Origin of the sequence: Saltatorellus ferox (genome assembly GCA_007751475.1) — a bacterium.
In the GTDB taxonomy this organism is placed as follows: Bacteria; Planctomycetota; UBA1135; order UBA1135.
Genome location: CP036434.1, coordinates 2,443,475 through 2,463,011 on the forward strand (window position 1 = coordinate 2,443,475; position 19,537 = coordinate 2,463,011).

Genomic DNA, 19,537 nt, shown 5'->3' on the forward strand with positions numbered 1-19,537 from the left:
CCCACCCCGTGGTGGACGTCCCTTTCTCAGGCCCCCCGTAATTCGCGGTAAACTGGCGCCATCCAGCGGGGTAGCCCCTCCGGAAACCCACGAAAACCAGCCTCCACCCAGGAGTCCTCCATGCTTGAACGCTTCCCTTCCACGCGTGCGCTCGCCGCTCCATGGCTCGCCCTCGCAGGCTTCGCCTCACCCGCGCTGGCTCTATCGCCCGCACCCCAGAGCCAGGCCCTTTTCCAGGACGCCTACGTCAAGGCGTCCAATACCGACCCTGCGGATTATTTTGGCTACTCGATCGCAGTCTTCGGGGATCGCGTGGTGGTCGGCGCCCGCGATGAGGACAGCGCCGCCACGGGCGTCAACGGTGATCAGTTCAGCAATGCAGCCCCGAATTCAGGCGCAGTCTACGTCTATCGACTGGTCGCTGGCCAGTGGACACAGGAGGCGTACCTCAAGGCCTCGAACGCGGAGGCGGGCGACCGGTTCGGTGCCGCCGTGGCGCTTGGGGGCGACATCCTTGTCGTTGGTGCACCGGGCGAAGCCAGCGGCGGCTCCTCGCCCTTCCTGAACAATGCTCCCGGGGCAGGCGCGGTGTACGTCTTCCGCTTCATCGACGGCGGCAGCGGCGGGGAGTGGGTGCAAACCCACTACCTGAAGCCCTCCAATCCCGGCGCCCAGGACGAGTTTGGCACGGCCCTGGACCTCGATGGCCCGCGCCTCATCGTGGGAGCCGAGGGTGAGGATAGCGGCGATCCGCTGAACCCTCTCGATGACACGTCCATCGATGCGGGAGCCGCCTACATCTTCCTGGAGACGTCCTCGCAGAACTGGATCCAGTCCGCCTACCTCAAGTCGCCGAGCCCCGACAGCGGTGACAACTTCGGCGTGTCCGTCGGCGTCGGGGCCACCCCGTCGCCAGGCGTCTTCCGCGCGGTCGTCGGGGCTCGCTACGAGGACAGCAACGCTACGGGAATCGGCGGCGACTTCTCCAACAACAGCGCTGCCAACGCAGGGGCCGCTTATGTCTTCCAGGAAAACGCATCGACCTGGCAGTTCGATACGTACCTCAAGGGATCGAACACGGGCACGGGCGATAGCTTCGGCTACTCGGTCACGATCGATCGAGACCGTATCCTCGTGGGAGCTCCCTTCGAAGACAGCTCGGTCGGAGGCGTGAATCCGTCGCAGTCGGACAACGTCTTGAACAGCGCCGGCGCCGTCTACAGCTTCAGGCTCGGCTCCGGCGGCTGGACCGAGGATGCTTACGTGAAGGCCTCCAATCCCGGGGCATCCGACTACTTCGGCGTGAGCGTCGCCCTCGCGGGAACCCACATGGTCGTAGGCGCCTCCCGGGAGGCCAGCACCTCCACGGCGATCGACGGTGACCAGACCAGCAACGGCGCCGGAGGATCGGGCGCCAGCTACCTCTTCTCCAACCGGCTTACTCCGAACTGGGTCCAGGACGCCTACATCAAGGCCTCGAACGCCCAGGCCAACGACTACTTCAGCATCCCCGCCGCGTTGACCGACCGCTGGCTCGTGGTCGGCGCTGTTCGCGAAGACGGTAGCGGCTCGGGGATCGGCGCCAACCAGTTCTCCAACGGTTCCTCCGAGTCCGGCGCCGCCTACTTCTTCCGCCTCGGCGACGGGCCTTTCCTCAACTACTGCTTGCCGACGATCAACAGCACGTTCCAGCCCGGCCGGATGTCGGGTACCGGATCTGGCCTCGTGATCGCCAACGACGTGGTCCTGACCGCTTCTGCGCTCCCCGCCAATGCCTTTGGCTTCTTCATCGTCGGACGGGATCGCGCCTACGTGATCCAGCCCGGCGGTAGCTCGGGGAACCTCTGCATCGGCGGCGGTGCCCTCGGACGCTACGTCGGCCCCGGCCAGGTCCAGAACGCGGGTCCCGGCGGAACGATCTCCCTGGCCATCAACTCGGCTGCCATCCCGAGCGCAGTGGGATTCCTCGCTGCGCTGCCCGGCGACGAGTTCCACTTCCAGGCCTGGTACCGCGACTCCGTCGGCGGGACCCCTGTCTCCAATTTCACCGATGGATTGACGGTGCTCTTCCGCTGAGGAGTCGCCACGCTCCAAAAGGAAAGCGGCCCCGCCAGGACTCGAGTCCTGGCGGGGCCGCTTTCCTTTCGGCGCGATCGCAGCAGCGATTACGCCAGCTTCAGCTCACGAATCGTGTCGATCAGGAAATCGATCGATGTCTCCTTGTCCACGTCGATGACGCGGCCGCTTCCCTTGAAGGGGTTGAAGATCAGCGCGCCGGTGGCGGCCCGTCCATCCTTGAAGTAGACGGTGACCTTGTCGGCCGTGCGTGCGCCCTGGAGGGCGTCATAGATCTTCTCTTGCGTCATTTGGCGGGCCTTGCGGACCGAGGTCGGGGCAGATGCGGTGAATGCCATGTTGGTGACGGTGCGCTTGCGCGCGATTCTCCTGTGCGGTGCGCTCTCGATGAAAAACCATCGCGATCGCGGAAAGTGGCGCCTTCGAAAACGAACGTCCTTGCAGAATCCACCGGCGTGCGAACCGGCGGCTTCGGACTCAGACGGTTGCGGTCGCTTTCTCGGACGTCGTGGAATGGGTGGGGCCGCCATCCTCGTGCGCGGTGGACCCTTCGGAAGAGGCACCGTTCGAGGAGAGGGCGAGGATCTGATCCAGGTGGGGTACAAGGAGGCTGGACCAGGTCTCGAAGTTGGCGCCGCCCTCGAGCCGCGACTGCAGCTCGGCAAAGGGGACGAACTCACCCTGGAGCTGCTCGACCTCGCGGATCCGCGCGTCCCCACCGAGAAGGTGGAGGACCTGAACGAAGCCAACGTGGACGGCGCCCACCGGGTTGGTGTCATCGTTGATGAGCCCCACCGGGACCAGGCGAGTCTCGCCGGTCACGATAAGCTCTTCTTCCATGACTTCACGGCGCGTGGCCGCGGGTAACGGGTCCAGAACTCGCTCGGCCCTTGGGCCAGCGGACGCGCCAGCGGGGACGCCAGCGGGGACTACAGCGGGGACTACAGCGGGGACAGCATCGATGGGGTTCACGTGACCCCCGACGCCAAGGGTCAACTTGTCGTGAAGGCGGGCGTCGCCGCCGCCTTTCGTCCGCTGGAGAAGGAGCACCTCCTCTCCACGAACCACGACGGTGTAAGGGATCACCTGCTTGAGGCTCGGCGTGCGCTCGGCGTACGGACGCTCGACGAAGAATCCTTCCTCTCGGACACACGAGTCGAATTGCTCTCGCGACCAAAGGGGTCCCGTCCAGCCACCCGTCCCGCTGCCGAAGAGGCAAAGGCCGTGCGGAGCATGCTCCGGGAACAGCGCGGTCCTGGGGACGACGAAAACGAATTCCATGGCGTCGAGTCGGTGGCGAGGGCTGGGGAAAAGTGAGGGATCGTGGGGGACTCGCTCCCGAGGCCACGCATCCAGGGCGTCCGAAGAAATTTCGAACCTTCTGGAAAGGTGGGCTGGAACCAGGCCGATGCACACGGCTCAGAGGCGATCGGGAGGCGGCTGTGCGAAGCGCGCCTCTCGCAGTGGGCAGCGCGGAACCCGTCCCAAAGAGACGGTCCCAAAGGATGATCCCAAGGATCATCCCAGCGGGATGGTCCGCAAGGAGGATCGGGTGAACCCCTGGTGGGTGATCCCCGGGTCACCCCGCGCAGCTCGCTGGGGAAGGTCATGTGCGGTGGCCTTCCCAAGCCTTGTTTTTTTCGGGCCCCGGGGAGCGCAAGCGCTGCCCCGCATCGCGCTGCCGATCAAGAAAGATCGGCCACGCGTCCTCAGAATGAGGGGATCAGCAAGATCCGTCAAGGCACCCAGTGCAAGATCCTGCGTGGGAAGAGGGTGCATGCGCTAGATGAAGTGCCTTCGTCGCGCAGCAGCGGGCCGCGGAACTTCCCTCGGCCGTCCGTTCCCAAGTCACTGCAATACAACCCGTTGGGGGTGTGCTGCGACGCTGGGGCAGACCGCGCATCGACTGGGCAGGTTCCTAAAATTTTCGTTAGGAAAGAAAATGGTGCGAGAAGCCTTGTAAGCCGGGTCCTGTACGCCGTTCCCGAGGGAGCGACGCGACAGTCATTTCTCTGGGACCGACGTCGCCGCCGGCCTCGAACGACCAACCCGAAAGGAAACTGGACGCAGGCTGGCGCCACATGCCCTTCCCTATTTGGTCTTTCTCCAGGTGGGGTTTACCAAGCCGCTCCCGTCACCGGGAGCGCTGGTGCGCTCTTACCGCACCGTTTCACCCTTGCCTCTGCGCCCCTTTCGGAGCGTGATCGGCGGTCTCCTCTCTGTTGCACTTTCCCTGGCCTCACGACCGGTTGCCGTTAACAACCACCTTCGCCCATGGAGCCCGGACTTTCCTCCCCGCGATCGTCCCCAAAAATGGAGGCTCCGCGGAGCGACTGCCCCAGCTTCTCGCACCGCGCGGCATCATACTGCCCGAACGCGGAGAGCATCACGCTGATCCGCACATCTGAACGGACCACCTCTCTTCCACGGCCCTCCCCGCGGCCCACCCTTCCCTGGCGAAACGATGGCGATCGAAGACGACTTCTTCCTCACGAACCTGGAGCTGCGCGACTCGACCGAGACGGGGGAGGTGGCCGAAGGTCTATCGCACTCCTCGATGAAGGGGATGTTCTTGCTCACCGTGCTCGAGCTGGCGGCTCGCGGCGAGCCGAAGGGCGCGGTCACGGTGATCCACGACGCAGGGGACACCGGCGACCGCTACAAGTCGCTGGCCAGCGATCTCGCTGAGGCGGGCTGGGCCGTCGCGCTCCCCGATCTGCGCGGTCATGGGTTGACCGAAGGGACCCGCGGTCATTCGAACGGCCTGCGCGAGGTGTGTCGCGACATCCAGGAGATCCAGGACCACCTCGCCTACCGCATGCCGCACGAGCCGAAGGTTCTCGTGGGCATCGGGCTCGGGGCCAACTACGCGGCCACCTACGCGGTCGACCATCCCGGTGTTCTCGCGGGACTCGTCCTGATCGCTCCGCTCTGGAAGCCAGCCTTCGTGCGTCCAGCGGCGCCCAAGGGCTTCTCGAAGTTCTTCAAGAAGATCGGCCCCGACAGCGTCGGAAGCACCGGCTACACGGCCGACGCCCTGACGTCTGCGGCCGCCCAGGCGACCGCGTGGTCCGCTTCGGAGCTGACCCACGACCAGATCACGCTGCGCGCCATCGATGAGGCGGAGCGCAGCGCCCGAGAGCACCTGCCGAAGGTCAGCGCGCTGAACGTGCCGACGCTCTTCTTGCACGGCAGCGAAGATTCGATCAGTGACCCCGGCCCCACGGCGGCGCAGTCAGGCTCGAAGGTCGAGGTCCGGATCCTCGACGGTCAGCGCCATCATCCGGTTCACGACAAGAAGAGCGCCGAGGTGCGCGCCGGCATCGTGAGCTGGCTTGCGGGCCTCCTGTAGCCCGGCGCGTCAGGCCGGTTCGCCCTCGCGGATCCAGTCCTCGAGCAGCACCATCGCGCTCCACGGGTCACGTCGCGCCTTGCGATCCTTCCCGTGATAGCCGGCCTCGCGCAGCCGCTCTTCTGCTTCCTTGGTGGAGAGTCGCTCGTCCTGGCGGACGATCACGAGTTCCGGGTAGCGCGCCTCCACCTCGGCGATGAAGCGGTCCACCTCGGCGGCCCGCCCGCCCTTCGTGCCGTCCATGTTCCACGGATAGCCGACGACTAGGTGGCTGATGTCGCGCTCGCCCAGGAGCTTCGCGAGCTCCTTCAGCGCAGCCGGATCGCCGCCCTCGGGCGCGTCCAGCGGCGTGATGACGAGCCTCATCGTGTCGGTGGCGGCGAAGCCCGTTCGCTTCGAGCCGTGGTCGACGCCGAGCGCGCCCTTCCTGGGGCCTTTCTTGGGACCCGGAGTCCCCTGGGAAGCTGTCATCAGAAGCGCGCGGGCCGTTCGCTGAAGCCCGGCAAGGGAAGTCGGTCGCGCTCGTCGCTCGGCGCGAAGAACTGGGAGATCAGGCCGCGCAGCACCACCGTCGGGCGGTCCATCGTTCCGCGGACCGAGACCCGCAGCAGGCTGTTCTGAATGCGGTACAGCAGCCGCGTGAGAGGACCCAGCGCGTCGACGAGCCGATAGCGCACTTCCAGGTCACTGGTCACGTCGCCCTCGAACGTCATCGAGGCGCTTCCCACGAGCGAGAGCAGGTCACTGTCCACGCGCATCCGGTCGAGCAGCAGCGCACCGTCCTCGATGGTGTACTCGCAGATGAGTTCCCGGAACAGCACCGTGGTGTCGATGCCGAGGCGCTGGGAGAGCGCCTGGAAGACCGGGATGGCCCAGAGCGCCGAGTCCCGGATCGTGATCTTGCCGCCGCCGCGCATCTCGATGAGGTGCTCGAAGTCGCCTGCGAGCCTCATCGATAGGTCCATCTCACCTCGGTTGGCGAAGTTGGAGTCGAAGACGCCGCGGAGGAACTCGCCGATGTCGACGGTGCTCATCTGGGCGGCGAGGCGGAAGGGGAAGGGAGCCTTCAGGTCCATGGCGAAGAGGTCGGCCCCCCGCGCGACGTCGCTCCCGAGCGCGCGCAGGCGACCGCCCTCGAAGCCACCGTCGAAGGCCTCGATCACGAGCCGCTGGCCGACATAGGTCATCTGCATCCGGGCGTTCTCCAGGCGCCTGCCGGCGATCGCGCCGAAGAGGCCGTCGATGGTCGCGCGAGAGCGGAGTTCCTTTCCCTCGTGGTTCAGGTGCAGGTCCATCGACTCGATGAGCGCGACCTCGATCGGAGCGCCCAGGTTGATGAAGGCGTCCTCGATCCGGATCTGTCCGTCGAGTTCGACGTGCCGGGTTCCGTCGCGGCGCTCGGTCAACTCGAGCCAGGCTCCGTCGATGTCGAAGGTGCCGCTCGCTCGAAGATCGTCGAGAACCGTGCGCAGGGTCTCCTCGTCGAGGAAGAAGCTCAGGTGCTCACGGTCGATGGGGAGTCCCCTTGCGCTCAGGCGAGCGCGCAGCGTCGACCCGTCGGGCTCAGGCTGGTAGACGAGCCCCGACAGCTGGATCGCCGTTTCGCCGAGACGAGCGTCGATCTCTTCACCGATCCACTCCTCGGTCGCGGCGTCGAATCGGAAGTGCGCGGACACATCTCGCAGGATCTGGCTGCCGCCGACGCCGAGCTTGTCGAGGCGCGCTTCGACTCCGATCACGCTATCGGTGGTGGGCAGGCCCGGGGCTTCGGGTAGCGTGAAGGCGGCGGCGAAGTCCACGCGTCCCGCGACGTCGATGCCGTCCGTGTCCACGGGGTCCATCCCGCCCTCCGCCGAACTCGCCGCGCGCGCCGCGTTCGTGAGGGACCCGACGAGGCTTCGGTTCGCGATGTCGAGCCCTGCGCCGAACGCTGACAGGCGAACGGGGCCGTCGCCGGAGGTGGTGATGCGCGAGACGATCGGAACGCTCGGGCCGACCTGGCGCCATTGGCCCTGAATGGCCGCCGACATGGCCATGTGCGGCGCGTCGGGGCCCGAGGGGTCCGGGAGAACCTCGGGCGGCATCAGCGCCGTCGCGAGGAGTCGTCCCTGCACCTCGCGGGTGATGATCGGGAACTGGGTCGGCTGGACGCTCAGGCCGCCGCGGGAGTCGTTCGGCCGGATCTCGGCGTGAATCTCCATGCCCCCGAGGTAGGCGTCGAGGCCTGGCAACTCGCCGGTGTCGGGGCTCGCGAGGCTCGCCCGAAGAGCGGCGGCTTCGAGCGATGGCAGGGGCTGAACGGCCGTGAGGAAGAGGTCCACGAAGCCCGAGACGCCCGTGGCGTCGAGGCTTGCGGCAGCGTCGGGGCTCTTGCGCGCCAGTTCCTCCCGGAGCTCCGGGGATCGACCGTTCACGCGACGGGCGTCCACTTCGATCCAGCTGACGCTGCGCGCGTTCCCTTCCGGCGCACCCTGGCCCGCCACGCGTCCGTGCACGTGCAGCGGTTCGCGAGCGATCGGGGTCGTCGCCTCCAGGTCGAACTGCACGAGGGCTCGCCCGCGCTCCGGCCCTCCGCCATCGGTCTGGATCCTGAGGCTCCCCGTCGCGCCCTCGATCGGAATGGGCAGCTCGCGCCAGCGAAAGCCCACGCCGGCGAGCGTCGTATCGAGGTCCATGCTGAGTTCGCGCCGGTCGACGGTGCGCCACAGCTCGAGCTGGAGATCGAGCGTGCCGCCTCCGGGGCTCCAAGTGGGGATGAGCTCGGCGACCTCCGGAACGCCGTACAGCCCGCGCATCGCCGTCTCGAAGTCCCGGTCGAGGGGAAGGCGCTGGCTCGTCACCACGAGGTGGAACGGCGTCGGGACGAGGTCGATGAGGGATTCGTCGGCGAAGCGCCAGATGGGGGTGAAGTGGAGCGAACCCTGAACGTCGACGGGACCGCCGGAGTGCGTGCCCGACATATCGTAGAACGCGAGCTGTCCGGGGAAGCGGCCTTCGGGCCGGATGCTCCACGTCACGTCGCCGACGACGCGGCGGACCGGGAGGGGGAAACCGATGTCGCGACGTCCGGTGCGCCGATCGATTCCACCGTGGTATGCGAGGCTCGCGTCGCCGCGGGCGCGAATGAGGATCAGGCGTTCCAGCGACCGCGAGACGGGCTGGTCAGGCACTTGAACCGTCGGGATCCTGACGCCGATCGATACGTCCGCGGACCCTTCCGGCGCGAGCATGCGATCCAGCTCGACGATGCCCTCCTGCCCGGCGGCGAGTTCACTCAGCCTCTCCCCGAGCGGCGCGCCGGGGATATCGACCCAGACTTCGAGGGTCGACCCCTGCGGCGCGCGGGTCCCCGCGCGGAACGCGGCGTTTCCCTCGAGTTCCTCCCACTGTGCGGTCAGCGTGCCGCCGGCGCTCCATGCGCTCGGGTCGAGCGCGTCGGACGCGCCTTCAGGGTCGAACCCGACCTCGGCGAGGAGGTCGACGCCCGTCACAGGGCGCGAGCGCGACCCTTCCAGCCAGGGGAGCACCAGGCTGCCCTCGCGCATCTGAATCCTGGCGGCCACGGCCGGGAGCACCGAATGATCGAGTTCGTAAGTGGCTTCCAGCGTGAGATCGAGCCGAGCTCTCGGTTCGAATCGAGCCAGCGCACTCACGGGCGCGATGTCGCCCACGGGCTCGAGGGAGAGCGCCAGCGACCTCGCCACGCCGCTGACGCGTGCGATCCGATCGGCGCCGACGGTTCCGCTGATCCATATATTGCCCTGGCCGTCCTCCTGGGGCGGGGGGTCGCCGAACTCGCCGATCCGGAGGCTCGGAGTAAAGCGTCCAGAGATTCGAGTTCCCACCGAACCGGTCGCCTCACTGGAAGGCTGGGTCAGTGACACGTTGGCCGTCCCGAGGTGCATCGTTCGGCCCCCTGGGAGGGCCAGCGCAATCGCGAAGTCGCGCAGGGCGACCTCGGGGCTCTGGGCGAGGAGGTCGACGGTAGAACCCTCGGATTCAGACCCTGAATCCTGGAGCCCGCGGGACATGGACTCGGACAGGAGGATCGAGCCGCCGTCGACATCGACTCGGTCTGCGTAGACTCCGCGGGTGAGCGACCACCCGAAGCGGAGGCTGATCTGGCGAGCCATGAGCCCTTGCCGGGGGTCCTCGCGCGGGACTTCGGCGCCTCCGCCGCGCGGGTTCACGCCGGCGCTCGGTCCCATGGAAAGGCCGGTGATGGCGACGCTTCGCTTAAGCCAGAGGACGTCCACATCGTCGATCTCGACCTTCTGGCCGAGCGGGCCTTCGACGCGCTCCGCGACGGCGTCCGCGATCCAGCGCTCGAGGTTCGGGTGGTGCTCGATGATCGTGGCGACGGCGATCAGCGCGAAGGAAAGCCACCCAAGGCCGAGAATCGCCCGGAAAACGCCGCGCTGGACGGATTTCCCGACTCTCGCGGTTCGCGACGGATACGCCTTCAGATCGGTGTTCGCTGCACCGTCTCCGTCGTTCGTATCGGGGGCGTTTTGGGGCTTCACGGGGCTCTATCGGCCGTTTCGGGCCACTTCACCAGGGCTATCGTCGACCGAAGCGGTACGAACCATGACCCGCCATCCTGCGGATTCGCGGCTGAAATGCCAGATACCCTTCGATTCTGATCGTTGACATTGCCATTTCCGGTAGCCAACCTCGCGCAGCGTCACGGATTCCAACATGCCACCGCACACCGGAAACCACCCCCCAAGAACCCTTGCCGTTCCAAAGGAGCGGCCCACGAACCATGGCTAAGAAAAAAGCCTCACGCTCGACCAAGAAAGCGTCCAAGAAAGCTCCCGCCCGCAAGGCCCCCGCACGCAAGGCTGCTGGCAAGAAGGGCTCGAAGAAGAAGGCCGCAACCGGCGACCTCATCATCAGCAAGAGCCGCACGAAGGCGATGGCGTCCCTCAACGTCTCGTCCGACTTCTACGGTGCGCTTGACGCCAAGGTCCGCGAGATGATCACGATGGCCGAGCACCGCGCCACCGAGAACCGCCGCGCCACGCTGCGTCCGCAGGACCTGTAAAGGTCACGCGGTTCGTTCGAACCGACCCTGCCCCGGGGCGGTTGCTGGCGACAGCGATGGGCGCGGGGCAGGGTTTTTTCGTGCCCCGGTTCTGGGCTCGGTTCTGGGCTCGGTCCTGGGCCCGCTTCCGAACCGGGCGCGAACTCCTACCGCCCGCGCTGCGTCAAGGCGAGCACATCGAAGAGCCGCCCGTCCTCGTCCATCGCCTGGAGTTCGAGCTGGTCGCCGTGGATGGCCACGTGCACGAAGTGGTGCCGCCGCATCTTCTTGTGCCCGAACCAGGTGTTCGTCGCGTCGAAGTCCTCCAGGTGTCCCCCGCCCCCGGCCGCGGTCACGTAGATGACGCCTCCGTCGGCGTAGGAGGTCACCTTGCCGTCCTTGATGGGGAAGGTCCGCTCGTAGTCATGGACATGTCCCGAGAAGCACAGGTCGACGCCGTGCGCCTCCAGCAAGCCGAGGATGTTCTGGACGTTGAGGTCACCACGGGTGGAGCCCGTTTCGGTCGTGTCACCGTAGTCGTCGGAGTCCGACGTGTACGGCGGCTGGTGCAGGACCGCGAAGCGCCAGGTGGCCTCGGAGTCGGCGAGCGCGCCCTTCAGCCACTCCAACTGCTCCGACTGGTCCGCCAGGGAGCGGTTGCCGTCGAGCAGGAAGAACTCCGCGTGCCCGTAGCGCAGTGAGTACCAGCGCTCTGGCTCGGGCAGCGACATCAGGTCGTAGTACAGGCGAGCGTCCTGCTCGTGGTTCCCGAGCACGGGCACGAGGGGCGCGTGCTCGATGAGCGGGCGCATGCTCGGGAAGAAAGTGTCGGTCCAGTCCGCGTGCGTGGATCCGGTGTCGACGAGGTCGCCGCAGTGAACGACGAAGTTCGGGCGGTGCTCGAAAGCGAGGTCCGACACGCGCTTCGCCACGTCGCCCTGGGACTGGGTATCGCCGACGACGGTGAAGGTGAACGCTCGGTCGTCGCGGTCGGGTGCGGTGCGGAAGGAGCGCGTCTCGCTATCCACCGTGGTCTCCTGTCGCCCGCCGATCGCTTCGGTTGCGGACATGCGGTAGAAGTACTTCGTGTCCGGCTCGAGGCCCCTGACGACGAACTCGTGGATCGTGCTTGGCGTCGGGGTCGCGGGCTCGAACTCGACCCAGGCGCGCTCGTCGTCCATTCGGACGTAGAGGCGGGCGAGACCGGGGAGGCGAGTCTCCGCCAAGACGCTCACGCCGTCGGTTCGGGGCCAGGTCAGGTACGGCGGGATCGTCCACTCGAAGAGCGCGTCGGTCCAGGGCTCGCGGCCAGCGCGGTCCGCGCCCTCGGCGGCAGCCGCCTGAAGCTCGGGCTCGTCGAGGGCGCGGTCGTAGAAGCGCAGGTCGGCGAGGCGACCGTCGTGGGGATAGAACTCGTCTGAGTCGCGGTACGCGCCGACGGTCAGCCGCGCGGAGTCGGACATCAGGGCGGGGCCCTGCGTCTCGGTGGACTCGGCGGAGAGGACGCCGTCGACGTAGAGGCGCGAGGTGCTTCCGTCGTAGGTCGCTGCGACGTGGTGCCAGCGGCCGACCAGGTAAGGGGATGCGGCGCGGAGGTAGACGAGGCGCCCGTCGCCGTCGTCGGTGGACGCCGTCGAGATCCCGAAGGTGAAGGCCGAGTCGTCGTAGCCGAGGAGCCAGCCCTTCTCGAAGGCGCCGTTGTCCTCGATCGCGCCCAGGATGCCGCCCCAGCGCCGGGGCGTTTCGACGGCGACCCAGCCCTCGACCGTGAAGGCCGAGGTCGGCAATTCGAGGAAGTCCTCTGCGACGAACGCGTCGTCCGCCACGTTGAAGATGGTGCCGCCACCCGCTTCGAGTGGCGCTACTTCGACACGGGACTCCCGCCTCAGTCGGCCCGCCATCGAACCTCCGAGCCGGCCCTGGCCATCGAGCTCCAAGAGGAGCTCCGCCGCGGAGGCGCTCCTGGCCCGATCCGGGCTCCAGCTCGCGACGACGAAGGGGACAGAGAGAAGGGCGGTGACGCCGAGAGAGCCACGTATCATGGGCCCAGGTTAGCCGATTCTTCGGCGCCAGGATGCCATTGGGGTTGGGCGCAACGCCGCGAGCGCGGATCCGGGCGGTGCTCGCGGAATCGCATTCTATGGCGCAGACTCCTGGCTCACGCGGAGAAGATCTGCTGGCCGCCGGACTCCCTGGCCGTACGGTCCGCGATCTCCTGGCAGGCCTCGTCGGTCGGGATCGTGAGCAGCACGCGCCCTCGTTCGATCTCGTCATCCACCTGCCGGAGCGCGTGATCGAGCGGCTGGTGGCGCGAGAAGAGCACGGCGAGCGTTCCGAGCGCGATCCCCAGGGATCCCAGTCCCATCGTTGCGACCAGTCCGATGTCCCCCAGCCAACCGGAGAGGTCGATGATGAGACCTGCCAGCACGCTCGCTCCGAAAATGACCGCGAAGCGTCTCAGCACATCCTCCTCCCTGGCGAGCTGGGCGGAGGTCCCGTCGAGGTCGACTCCGAGCAGGGGATCGAGGTCCCGGTCGTGAACCCTGGTGTCCTGCAGGCGCGAGTAGGGGGGCTGCACGACCAGTTGACGGCGAGCTTCTTCTGCTTTGGCCCGGGTCGAGTAGACGACGAAGAGAACGCCTTTCATGGCCAGGAATACGCCGGGGCAGGCACCCCGGATGCGCTGCCTTCTTCGAAACCGGGTTTGGGTGCCACGCCGCGGGCGCGGGCTCTGCAAGGACTCGAGAAACGGCAATCCGTGGCGCAGACTCCTGGCCATGGCGCCCTTCGTTCTCACTGCTGTCTTGGTGGATCCCTCCGCGAAGAGCATACTGGTGGGGTTTCACCATGAACCAGAGCCAGCCCCTTCTACCACGCGGCTTCCGCGCTTCCGCCGTCCACTCCGGCATCCGCAAGAACAAGCAGCGCCTCGACCTCGCGCTGATGGTGGCGGATGAGCCGCGCCCACTCGCGGCCGTGTTCACGAAGAGCCTGTTGCTCGGCGCGCACATTCCGGTGTCCCGCGCCTCGCTGGAAGCCTCCGGGGGGCACGTCCGCGCCATCGTGGTGAACGCCGGGAACGCCAACTGCTCGACGGGCCCCCAGGGGCTGGAGGACAACCGCACCGTGACCCGCCGCACGGCCGAGCGGCTCGGCTGCGCTCCGGAAGAGGTCCTGTTCTTCTCGACGGGCGTGATCGGAGCGCTCCTGCCGATGGATCGAATCCTCACGGCGCTTCCCGGGCTTTGCGACAGCTTGAGCGAAGGGGGAGCGGAGGAGTTCTCGCGCGCCATCATGACCACCGACCTCGTGCCGAAGATGGTGGTCGATTCCCTCGGTCAGGACGGCGACGGTCCGCGCCTCATGGGCTTCGCCAAGGGCTCGGGCATGATCCATCCGGACATGGCCACCATGTTCGGTTTCCTCCTCACGGACGCGTCCCTGGGGGAGGATCCGCGCGGGCTCCTGCAGCGCGTCAACGGGCGCTCCTTCCAGCGCATGACCGTGGACGGCGACACCTCGCCCAACGACTCCGTCGTTCTATGGGGCACCGGTCTGGCCGGCGAGGCGCCCGACATCGAACCCGCGGTCACTCGAATGGCACAGGACCTCGCGCGCAAGATCGCCGCGGACGGAGAGGGTGCCACGCGACTTCTCTCGATCCGCGTCACCGGCGCTCCGGACGAGGCGGCTGCGGTCCTGGTGGGCCGCACGGTGGGGACGAGCCCGCTGGTCAAGACTGCCGTGCACGGACGCGATCCGAACTGGGGACGCATCGTCGCCGCCGCCGCGCGGGCGGGCGTCCCTTTCGACCCCCAGCGATCGTCGCTGCGCATCGGCGGAGCCGAGGTCTACCGCGCGGGCGTCCCGTGCCCCGAGAACGAGAACGCCGCGCACGAGCACATGCTGAAGGATCACGAGGTCCGCATCGAACTCGACCTCGCCGCTGGCACGGAAGAAGCCGAGTGCTGGACCTGTGACTATTCGGCGGACTACGTGCGCATCAACGCGGACTATCGGAGCTGAGCGGGCCGTCTCCGTCTTCGGCCGACTTGCGATAGATGCGCACGTCGTAGCCCCGGTAGTCGAGCGGCCAGTCGGACCGCTCGATGGTCTCCACGAGGTCGTACCTGTACCCGCGCCGCCGCTCGAAGAGCACGTCCTCGAAGAAGTCGAAGTCCCTGGGGCCGAGGCGGCCGAGCGTGCGCTTCACCGGGTCGAACGGGAACCTCGGGTAGTAGTTCGGGTCCTCGAAGACGTTGTAGATCGGCAGGAAGCGGCGCCGGGGGAACACGATCCATTCGGGCTTCGTGTGGACGTCGACGAACTCGTAGCCGGCGGGGGCCCGAAGCGCCGTTCGTTTCTTGCCGAGCGCCGAGGGCGGGAACCCGAGCGGGCCCGGGGGGATGTGCGCCTTGATCCAGTCGTCGGCCCGGTATCGCGTGTCCGACGCATAGCGCTGATACACGGTCGCTGCGGTCATGCCGAGGGCGCAGAGCACGTACGCCGCGGCGATGGCGCGGCCCGCTCCCGCTGGCCGCCACCGTGACAACGTGCTCAGGGTGATTCCCGTGCAGGCGGCGGCGAGCGGCATGAGCGGCATGCAGTAGTCCGGAACGAGCGCCTTGGCGGCGGTCGCGAAGTAAGCGCTGAGCGACAGGATCGCTCCGAGCAGAGCGGCGGATCGGTGGCCGCGCCCAAGGAGAGCCAGGCCGACCGCCGACGGGACCAGGATCCAGACGGGCGCGCACTGGGTGAGCGCGTCCCAGAACTGATCGAGATCCCACGAGGTGATCTCCTGCTTGCTGCGATACTCGTAGACGATCGAGTTCTTGAAGTCCTCGAACCGGTAGACGCAGCCGGGGACGATCGCCACGAAGGTCGCCAGGGAGACGGCGCCGGTCTTCGCGAGGAAGGCCGCGCCGCGGCTGATCGAGAGGTCACCCCGGCGCACCGCTGCCGCGGCGATCGTGAGGACTGCGACCACGCCGATGCCGGACGTGTAGCGCGCCGCAACGGCCGCGCCGAGCGCCAGGCCGAGGCGAAGCGCGTCGCTCCCTTCGAACCGCTTTCGCTGGTCCACGACGAGCGCGACGTGGAACACGAGAAGCAGCATGAACGCGCCTGCCGTATCGGTCTGTACCACGGCGTTGGTGACCACGGGCCACGGCTGGAGCGCGGTCGCCGCAGCGATCCAAGGGCCTGCTCGGCCGAAGCCGAGCCGCCGGGCGTAGGCCAGGATCAGCAGCGTTCCACCGAGGCCGAAGATCAGCACGAGGAGCGCGCGCAGGAACAGGAGCGCGCGTTCGTAGCTCCAGTCGCCGACCATCGATGCCCCGTCGGGCATCCAGTCCTGATCCTCGGAGTACTTCACGAGCACGCCGTCGTCGCCCCAGCCGAACGCGGTCTTGACGGGCCACCAGGCGAGGGAGCCCACGTGGTGGACGAGCAGCGGATACCGGAAGTCCTCGTTCGTCGCGAGGGAGTCCGGGAAGTCGTCGGCGTAGCGAACGATCTTCGACTCGTCGGGGTGCAGGGCGAACTGGTCCGGATCGTGGATCGCGGAGCCCCAGAGGATGGGATAGAGGCGCAGCGCGAGGCCGATGAGAAGCCATAGCGCGATCCAGCCGCGGCCCGAGAGTGGCGCGGGAGAGGGGAGAGCGAGGGGCGGGGCGGAGGACATCGACGCCACCTACCTGCGCCGTAGCTTGGCCTCGAACGCGCGCAGGTAGAGAGGCTTCACGCCGTCCGCGCCGCGGTGCTCGTCCCAGGTGCCCTTCGTCGGAGACTCCAGCGCGCCGAGGGAGAGCAGAGCCGCGGCATTCGGGTCCTCGCTCCGAACCTCCATGCTTCCGCGGCGGCTCTCGGGGATCACGGCGTCGATGGCCTTGAGGGCCCCGTCGTCCGCCAGCCAGATCCGCTCCGACCCGAGGATCTCCACGGCCTCCTCGGCCGCGCAGCAGATCGGTTCCTGGAACTGGATGAGTCCCGTGAGCGAGCGGCCGTAGGCGGCCAGGTAGACGCTGCCGCCGAAGGCGTTGCGAAGGACAGCGGCGCGCTCTCCGGCGCGAAGGGCCGCGTAGGCGAGCGCCTCGAAGGAGGAGATGCCGAGCAGCTCCGGGCCGGAGCCCTCCCCGGAGAGCCCGATCGAGAGCCCGAGGGCCGTCGACGAGCCCACGCGCAGCCCGGTGTAGCTGCCTGGCCCCGTGCCCACGACGATGCGCTCGATGTCCGAGGCCTCGGCGCCAGCGCTGCGGACGATCTCGTCGAGGAGCGGGAGCAGGTCGCTCGCGTGCGACTTCGACTCGTCCAGGCTCGAAAGCCGGGGCGGACCTCCATCGATGGATACGGCGATGGATGACGGGCGCGAAGAGGTCTCGAGGGCGACGGCGAGGCGGGGCATCCGGGGAGTATCGCAGGCGAGTGGGCGTGGGGGGGCAGTTCCCTTGCTCGTTTCGAGGTCGCACGAGCGTTTGCGATCGCGCCAGGGCGGCCGACGCGCCCTGGAGATGGTGGGGTAGCGGAGCAGGGGCCCAAAGCAAGGGGCCGGTCCGAACGGGGGGGATCCCGTAGAGCGTAGCCCTGAATCCAGAGTTTCTCTGCGGTCTCCCGGAGCGGCCTGCGGTGAAGCCTCGAGCGAGCCTCTTGCTCGCGACCCTCACCTCACGCGGGGCGGATTCCTGCGATCGCCAACCGGGCACTCTTCACCATGAACGCCACGACTCTCACGCTCTTTCTTCCCATGGCTCTCTTCGGATCGCCTCTCGCGGTCGGGCAGTTCGCGTCCCCTGCTCTCGAATTCCTCGACTCTCCGGGAGAGGCGGAAGGCTCTTCCGTAGAGCTTCCTCTGGAGTCCGACGTCGTGGTGTTCCAGGAGCACGACGGGACTCTCTGGTGCCGCGGGCGGCACTTCAAGGCCTCCGCCGATATCGGTGGTTTCACCTACGTGCCCTTCTTCGGTAGCGAAGCACCGCGCAACTTCCCCGTCCGGTTCGGGCTCGCGAGCGTGACCGCCGCCGGTGAGCCGATGCCAATTCCGGAAGCCACTCGCGTCCGTCTCCAGGGGAATCGGGTCATTCTCGGACGGGGCCCGATCGACGAGGTCTACGACGTCTCGATGGGATCCGTCGAGCAGAGCTTCGTTCTGAATGCCGCGGGACTGCGGGGCAACCTCGTCCTTCACGTGGACGTCGACACGGACCTCGTTGCCAGGGAATCCTCCTCCGGTGTTCGGTTCGAGAACGCCTGGGGCGCGGTGGACTACGAGCACGCGGTCGTCTTCGACGCTGCGGGGAGCCGACTCGAGCTACCCATTCACCTGATCGAGGGGCAGGTCCGTCTCGAAGTGCCCCGGGCTTTCCTCGCGGGGGCGAGCGACCCCATCACCGTGGATCCAGTCATCTCGTCGACGAGCCTGTACCTCAACCTGGCGAAGGACGCGATCACGCCCGACGTTGCTTTTCTGGGGGCGACGTCCAGCATGGGCTCCACGAGCACCGGCTACGTCTTCGACGTTCCGTTCTCGGCCACCGATCACGACGTTCGCTTCGTCCAGGTGAACGCGAATACCACGGCCATCTGGGTGGACTTCACCACGGCGAACTGGGTTCTGCCGAAGGTGGCTAGCGACTCTGGATCCCGGCAGTACCTCGTCACGGCGCTCGGCGCGAACGCGAGCGGACTCAACGACGTCTACGCGGTCGCCATCCGCTCCAGCAACCTCGACCTGAGCCCACGGGTCATCGTCGGCGATACGTTCGTGGGGCAGTGGAACAACCACGCATGCGACGTCGCCGGAAAGTCGAGCGGGCCCTCGCTCTTCAAGATCGTCTGGGAGCGCGAACTCCTGGTCCCCGGCCGACGCGTCATCCGAAGCGCTGCCGTGACGCCCGTCCAGCCGCACAGCACCGCGACGCCGCCCTCGGTATCGACCCTCGAGTCCGTGACGGGTCCATCCGCGACCGAGGACTTCACGCTCCCCGCGATCTCCAGGTCATCGGGGGGCCCAGGCAACGGGGAATGGCGCTGCGTCTTCCTGCGTGAGGACTTCGCCACGGGAGTTCAGAAGATCTACGGCGCCCGCTGGACGGACACCAACCAGCTCTCGAGTCCGCCCGTTTCTCTATTCACCCCTTCGATCGGATTTCGGATCCAAGGACTCGATGTTTCGGAGGGTCTAACGAGCCGGCCGGGTCCGCTGTTCGGTGAGGCTCTCTACTGCGTGACGGCGTCCATGACGAACCCGTCGGGCGGCGACGACGTGTGGGTCTACGGAGCGGAGCGCGACGAGATCTTCGGGGCCTCTCTCTTGAGCTCCCGCGAGCACCGTCCGCTCAATCCCGAGCAGGCGTACCCGAGCGTGGGGGCCACGGCGTCCCAGTTCGTGGTCTCCTATCGCGAGTACGACCCCGCATCGAATCACTACCAGTACCTCTTCAGCGGCGTTCACATGACGAACTCCGGCAAGGTCGGTGTGAGCGAACGTCGAACGCTCCTCCTGGACGCAGGTGATCGCGAACCGCTGTTCCCAGCTTCGATCGCCACCTCCTTCTCTGCGGGCTTGCCGGGAGAGACCTTCCGCGTGATCGCTCCCGTACGAACGGGAACGGGCACCTTCGAGATGCGGGGGATCGTCGCCAGCGTCGGAGAACCGGCAACCATCGGCTACCAGTACTGCAACGGCACCCTGAACTCCACGGGAGACTACGGTTTCATCTCGATCTCGGGCGGCGCGGGCCCGGTCGCGTCCAAGACCCTGCACGCGTCGAGCCTGCCCCTGAGTCAGTTCGGCTTCTTCCTCACGAGCCAGGGCGGCTTCGACACGGTGCCGGCCGCAGGGAGCGCAGGTCGCGTCTGCATCTCGGGCGCGCCGATCGGACGCTACTCGCAGAGCGCGGAGATCTTCACGACAGGGTCGACGGGGCGCGCGACGTTGGCGATCGATCCCATGGCTCTGCGGGCACCAAGCGGAAACGTGGTCGGAGCGGCCGGGCAGACCTGGAACTTCCAGGCCTGGCACCGCGATTCGCCGGGGGGAAGCAACTTCACGAACGCGGTGTCGCTGCTGCTCTGACGCGCATGCG

The 19,537-nt window shown here is 67.4% G+C and carries 13 protein-coding genes and 1 other RNA gene; 5 read left to right on the top strand and 9 right to left on the bottom strand.

From position 1 onward, the window contains the following. Positions 1-120: 120 nt before the first annotated feature. Complete coding sequence (locus tag Poly30_RS08725; RefSeq protein ID WP_145196325.1) at positions 121-2,076, top strand: integrin; 1,956 nt, start codon at positions 121-123, stop codon at positions 2,074-2,076. Between the two features lie 89 nt (positions 2,077-2,165). Here the strand turns inward: Poly30_RS08725 and Poly30_RS08730 are convergent, their stop codons facing one another. The 3 genes from Poly30_RS08730 to rnpB all read right to left on the bottom strand — a co-directional run bounded on the left by Poly30_RS08730 (position 2,166) and on the right by rnpB (position 4,425). After that, positions 2,166-2,366 carry a hypothetical protein gene (locus tag Poly30_RS08730; RefSeq protein WP_145196327.1) on the bottom strand — a complete coding sequence of 67 codons (201 nt, stop codon included), beginning with the start codon at positions 2,364-2,366 and terminating at the stop codon, positions 2,166-2,168. 187 nt (positions 2,367-2,553) lie between these two features. Continuing rightward, positions 2,554-3,357, bottom strand: coding sequence for a hypothetical protein (locus Poly30_RS08735; RefSeq protein WP_145196329.1), 804 nt, complete (start codon positions 3,355-3,357; stop codon positions 2,554-2,556). Between the two features lie 663 nt (positions 3,358-4,020). After that, positions 4,021-4,425, bottom strand: an RNA gene (rnpB, locus tag Poly30_RS08740) — RNase P RNA component class A. 115 nt (positions 4,426-4,540) lie between these two features. Here rnpB and Poly30_RS08745 point away from each other — a divergent pair. Continuing rightward, positions 4,541-5,428: an alpha/beta fold hydrolase gene (locus Poly30_RS08745; RefSeq protein WP_145196331.1), complete on the top strand. Its 888-nt coding sequence runs from the start codon at positions 4,541-4,543 to the stop codon at positions 5,426-5,428. A gap of 9 nt (positions 5,429-5,437) precedes the next feature. On the opposite strand, the gene ruvX is transcribed toward Poly30_RS08745, so the two are convergent. Next, positions 5,438-5,899, bottom strand: coding sequence for a Holliday junction resolvase RuvX (ruvX, locus tag Poly30_RS08750; RefSeq protein ID WP_145196333.1), 462 nt, complete (start codon positions 5,897-5,899; stop codon positions 5,438-5,440). Continuing rightward, a complete protein-coding gene (locus Poly30_RS08755) occupies positions 5,899-9,951 on the bottom strand; it encodes an AsmA family protein (RefSeq protein WP_145196334.1) in 4,053 nt (1,350 codons plus the stop codon). Before Poly30_RS08755 ends, ruvX begins: the two co-directional genes overlap by 1 nt. Before the next feature lie 242 nt (positions 9,952-10,193). Between Poly30_RS08755 and Poly30_RS28280 the strand changes: the two genes are divergently transcribed. After that, a complete protein-coding gene (locus Poly30_RS28280) occupies positions 10,194-10,475 on the top strand; it encodes a hypothetical protein (protein ID WP_419191138.1) in 282 nt (93 codons plus the stop codon). 146 nt (positions 10,476-10,621) lie between these two features. On the opposite strand, the gene Poly30_RS08765 is transcribed toward Poly30_RS28280, so the two are convergent. Both Poly30_RS08765 and Poly30_RS08770 read right to left on the bottom strand, forming a co-directional pair. Continuing rightward, positions 10,622-12,496: a LamG-like jellyroll fold domain-containing protein gene (locus Poly30_RS08765; protein WP_145196336.1), complete on the bottom strand. Its 1,875-nt coding sequence runs from the start codon at positions 12,494-12,496 to the stop codon at positions 10,622-10,624. 116 nt (positions 12,497-12,612) lie between these two features. Next, positions 12,613-13,101: a hypothetical protein gene (locus Poly30_RS08770; RefSeq protein WP_145196338.1), complete on the bottom strand. Its 489-nt coding sequence runs from the start codon at positions 13,099-13,101 to the stop codon at positions 12,613-12,615. A gap of 200 nt (positions 13,102-13,301) precedes the next feature. On the opposite strand from Poly30_RS08770, the gene argJ reads away from it, so the two are divergent. Beyond that, positions 13,302-14,480 (top strand): bifunctional glutamate N-acetyltransferase/amino-acid acetyltransferase ArgJ, encoded by a 1,179-nt coding sequence (gene argJ, locus Poly30_RS08775; protein WP_145196340.1) that lies wholly within the window; start codon positions 13,302-13,304, stop codon positions 14,478-14,480. Here argJ and Poly30_RS08780 read toward each other — a convergent pair. Both Poly30_RS08780 and tsaB read right to left on the bottom strand, forming a co-directional pair. Then, positions 14,458-16,137: a hypothetical protein gene (locus Poly30_RS08780; RefSeq protein WP_145196342.1), complete on the bottom strand. Its 1,680-nt coding sequence runs from the start codon at positions 16,135-16,137 to the stop codon at positions 14,458-14,460. The genes argJ and Poly30_RS08780 overlap by 23 nt on opposite strands. 9 nt (positions 16,138-16,146) lie before the next feature. Beyond that, positions 16,147-16,857 carry a tRNA (adenosine(37)-N6)-threonylcarbamoyltransferase complex dimerization subunit type 1 TsaB gene (gene tsaB, locus Poly30_RS08785; protein WP_145196343.1) on the bottom strand — a complete coding sequence of 237 codons (711 nt, stop codon included), beginning with the start codon at positions 16,855-16,857 and terminating at the stop codon, positions 16,147-16,149. 306 nt (positions 16,858-17,163) lie between these two features. Here tsaB and Poly30_RS08790 point away from each other — a divergent pair, with 306 nt between their 5' ends. Then, complete coding sequence (locus Poly30_RS08790; RefSeq protein WP_145196345.1) at positions 17,164-19,527, top strand: hypothetical protein; 2,364 nt, start codon at positions 17,164-17,166, stop codon at positions 19,525-19,527. The last annotated feature ends 10 nt before the right edge of the window (positions 19,528-19,537 follow it).

Excerpts from the sequence above, each read along its gene's own strand:
- tsaB (WP_145196343.1), bottom strand. The coding sequence starts at position 16,857 with ATGCCCCGCCTCGCCGTCGCCCTCGAGACCTCTTCGCGCCCGTCATCC.
- Poly30_RS28280 (WP_419191138.1), top strand. The coding sequence starts at position 10,194 with ATGGCTAAGAAAAAAGCCTCACGCTCGACCAAGAAAGCGTCCAAGAAA.
- Poly30_RS08730 (WP_145196327.1), bottom strand. The coding sequence starts at position 2,366 with ATGACGCAAGAGAAGATCTATGACGCCCTCCAGGGCGCACGCACGGCC.
- Poly30_RS08725 (WP_145196325.1), top strand. The coding sequence starts at position 121 with ATGCTTGAACGCTTCCCTTCCACGCGTGCGCTCGCCGCTCCATGGCTC.
- Poly30_RS08745 (WP_145196331.1), top strand. The coding sequence starts at position 4,541 with ATGGCGATCGAAGACGACTTCTTCCTCACGAACCTGGAGCTGCGCGAC.
- Poly30_RS08790 (WP_145196345.1), top strand. The coding sequence starts at position 17,164 with ATGAACGCCACGACTCTCACGCTCTTTCTTCCCATGGCTCTCTTCGGA.
- Poly30_RS08770 (WP_145196338.1), bottom strand. The coding sequence starts at position 13,101 with ATGAAAGGCGTTCTCTTCGTCGTCTACTCGACCCGGGCCAAAGCAGAA.
- Poly30_RS08765 (WP_145196336.1), bottom strand. The coding sequence starts at position 12,496 with ATGATACGTGGCTCTCTCGGCGTCACCGCCCTTCTCTCTGTCCCCTTC.
- Poly30_RS08780 (WP_145196342.1), bottom strand. The coding sequence starts at position 16,137 with ATGTCCTCCGCCCCGCCCCTCGCTCTCCCCTCTCCCGCGCCACTCTCG.
- argJ (WP_145196340.1), top strand. The coding sequence starts at position 13,302 with ATGAACCAGAGCCAGCCCCTTCTACCACGCGGCTTCCGCGCTTCCGCC.
- ruvX (WP_145196333.1), bottom strand. The coding sequence starts at position 5,899 with ATGACAGCTTCCCAGGGGACTCCGGGTCCCAAGAAAGGCCCCAGGAAG.
- Poly30_RS08735 (WP_145196329.1), bottom strand. The coding sequence starts at position 3,357 with ATGGAATTCGTTTTCGTCGTCCCCAGGACCGCGCTGTTCCCGGAGCAT.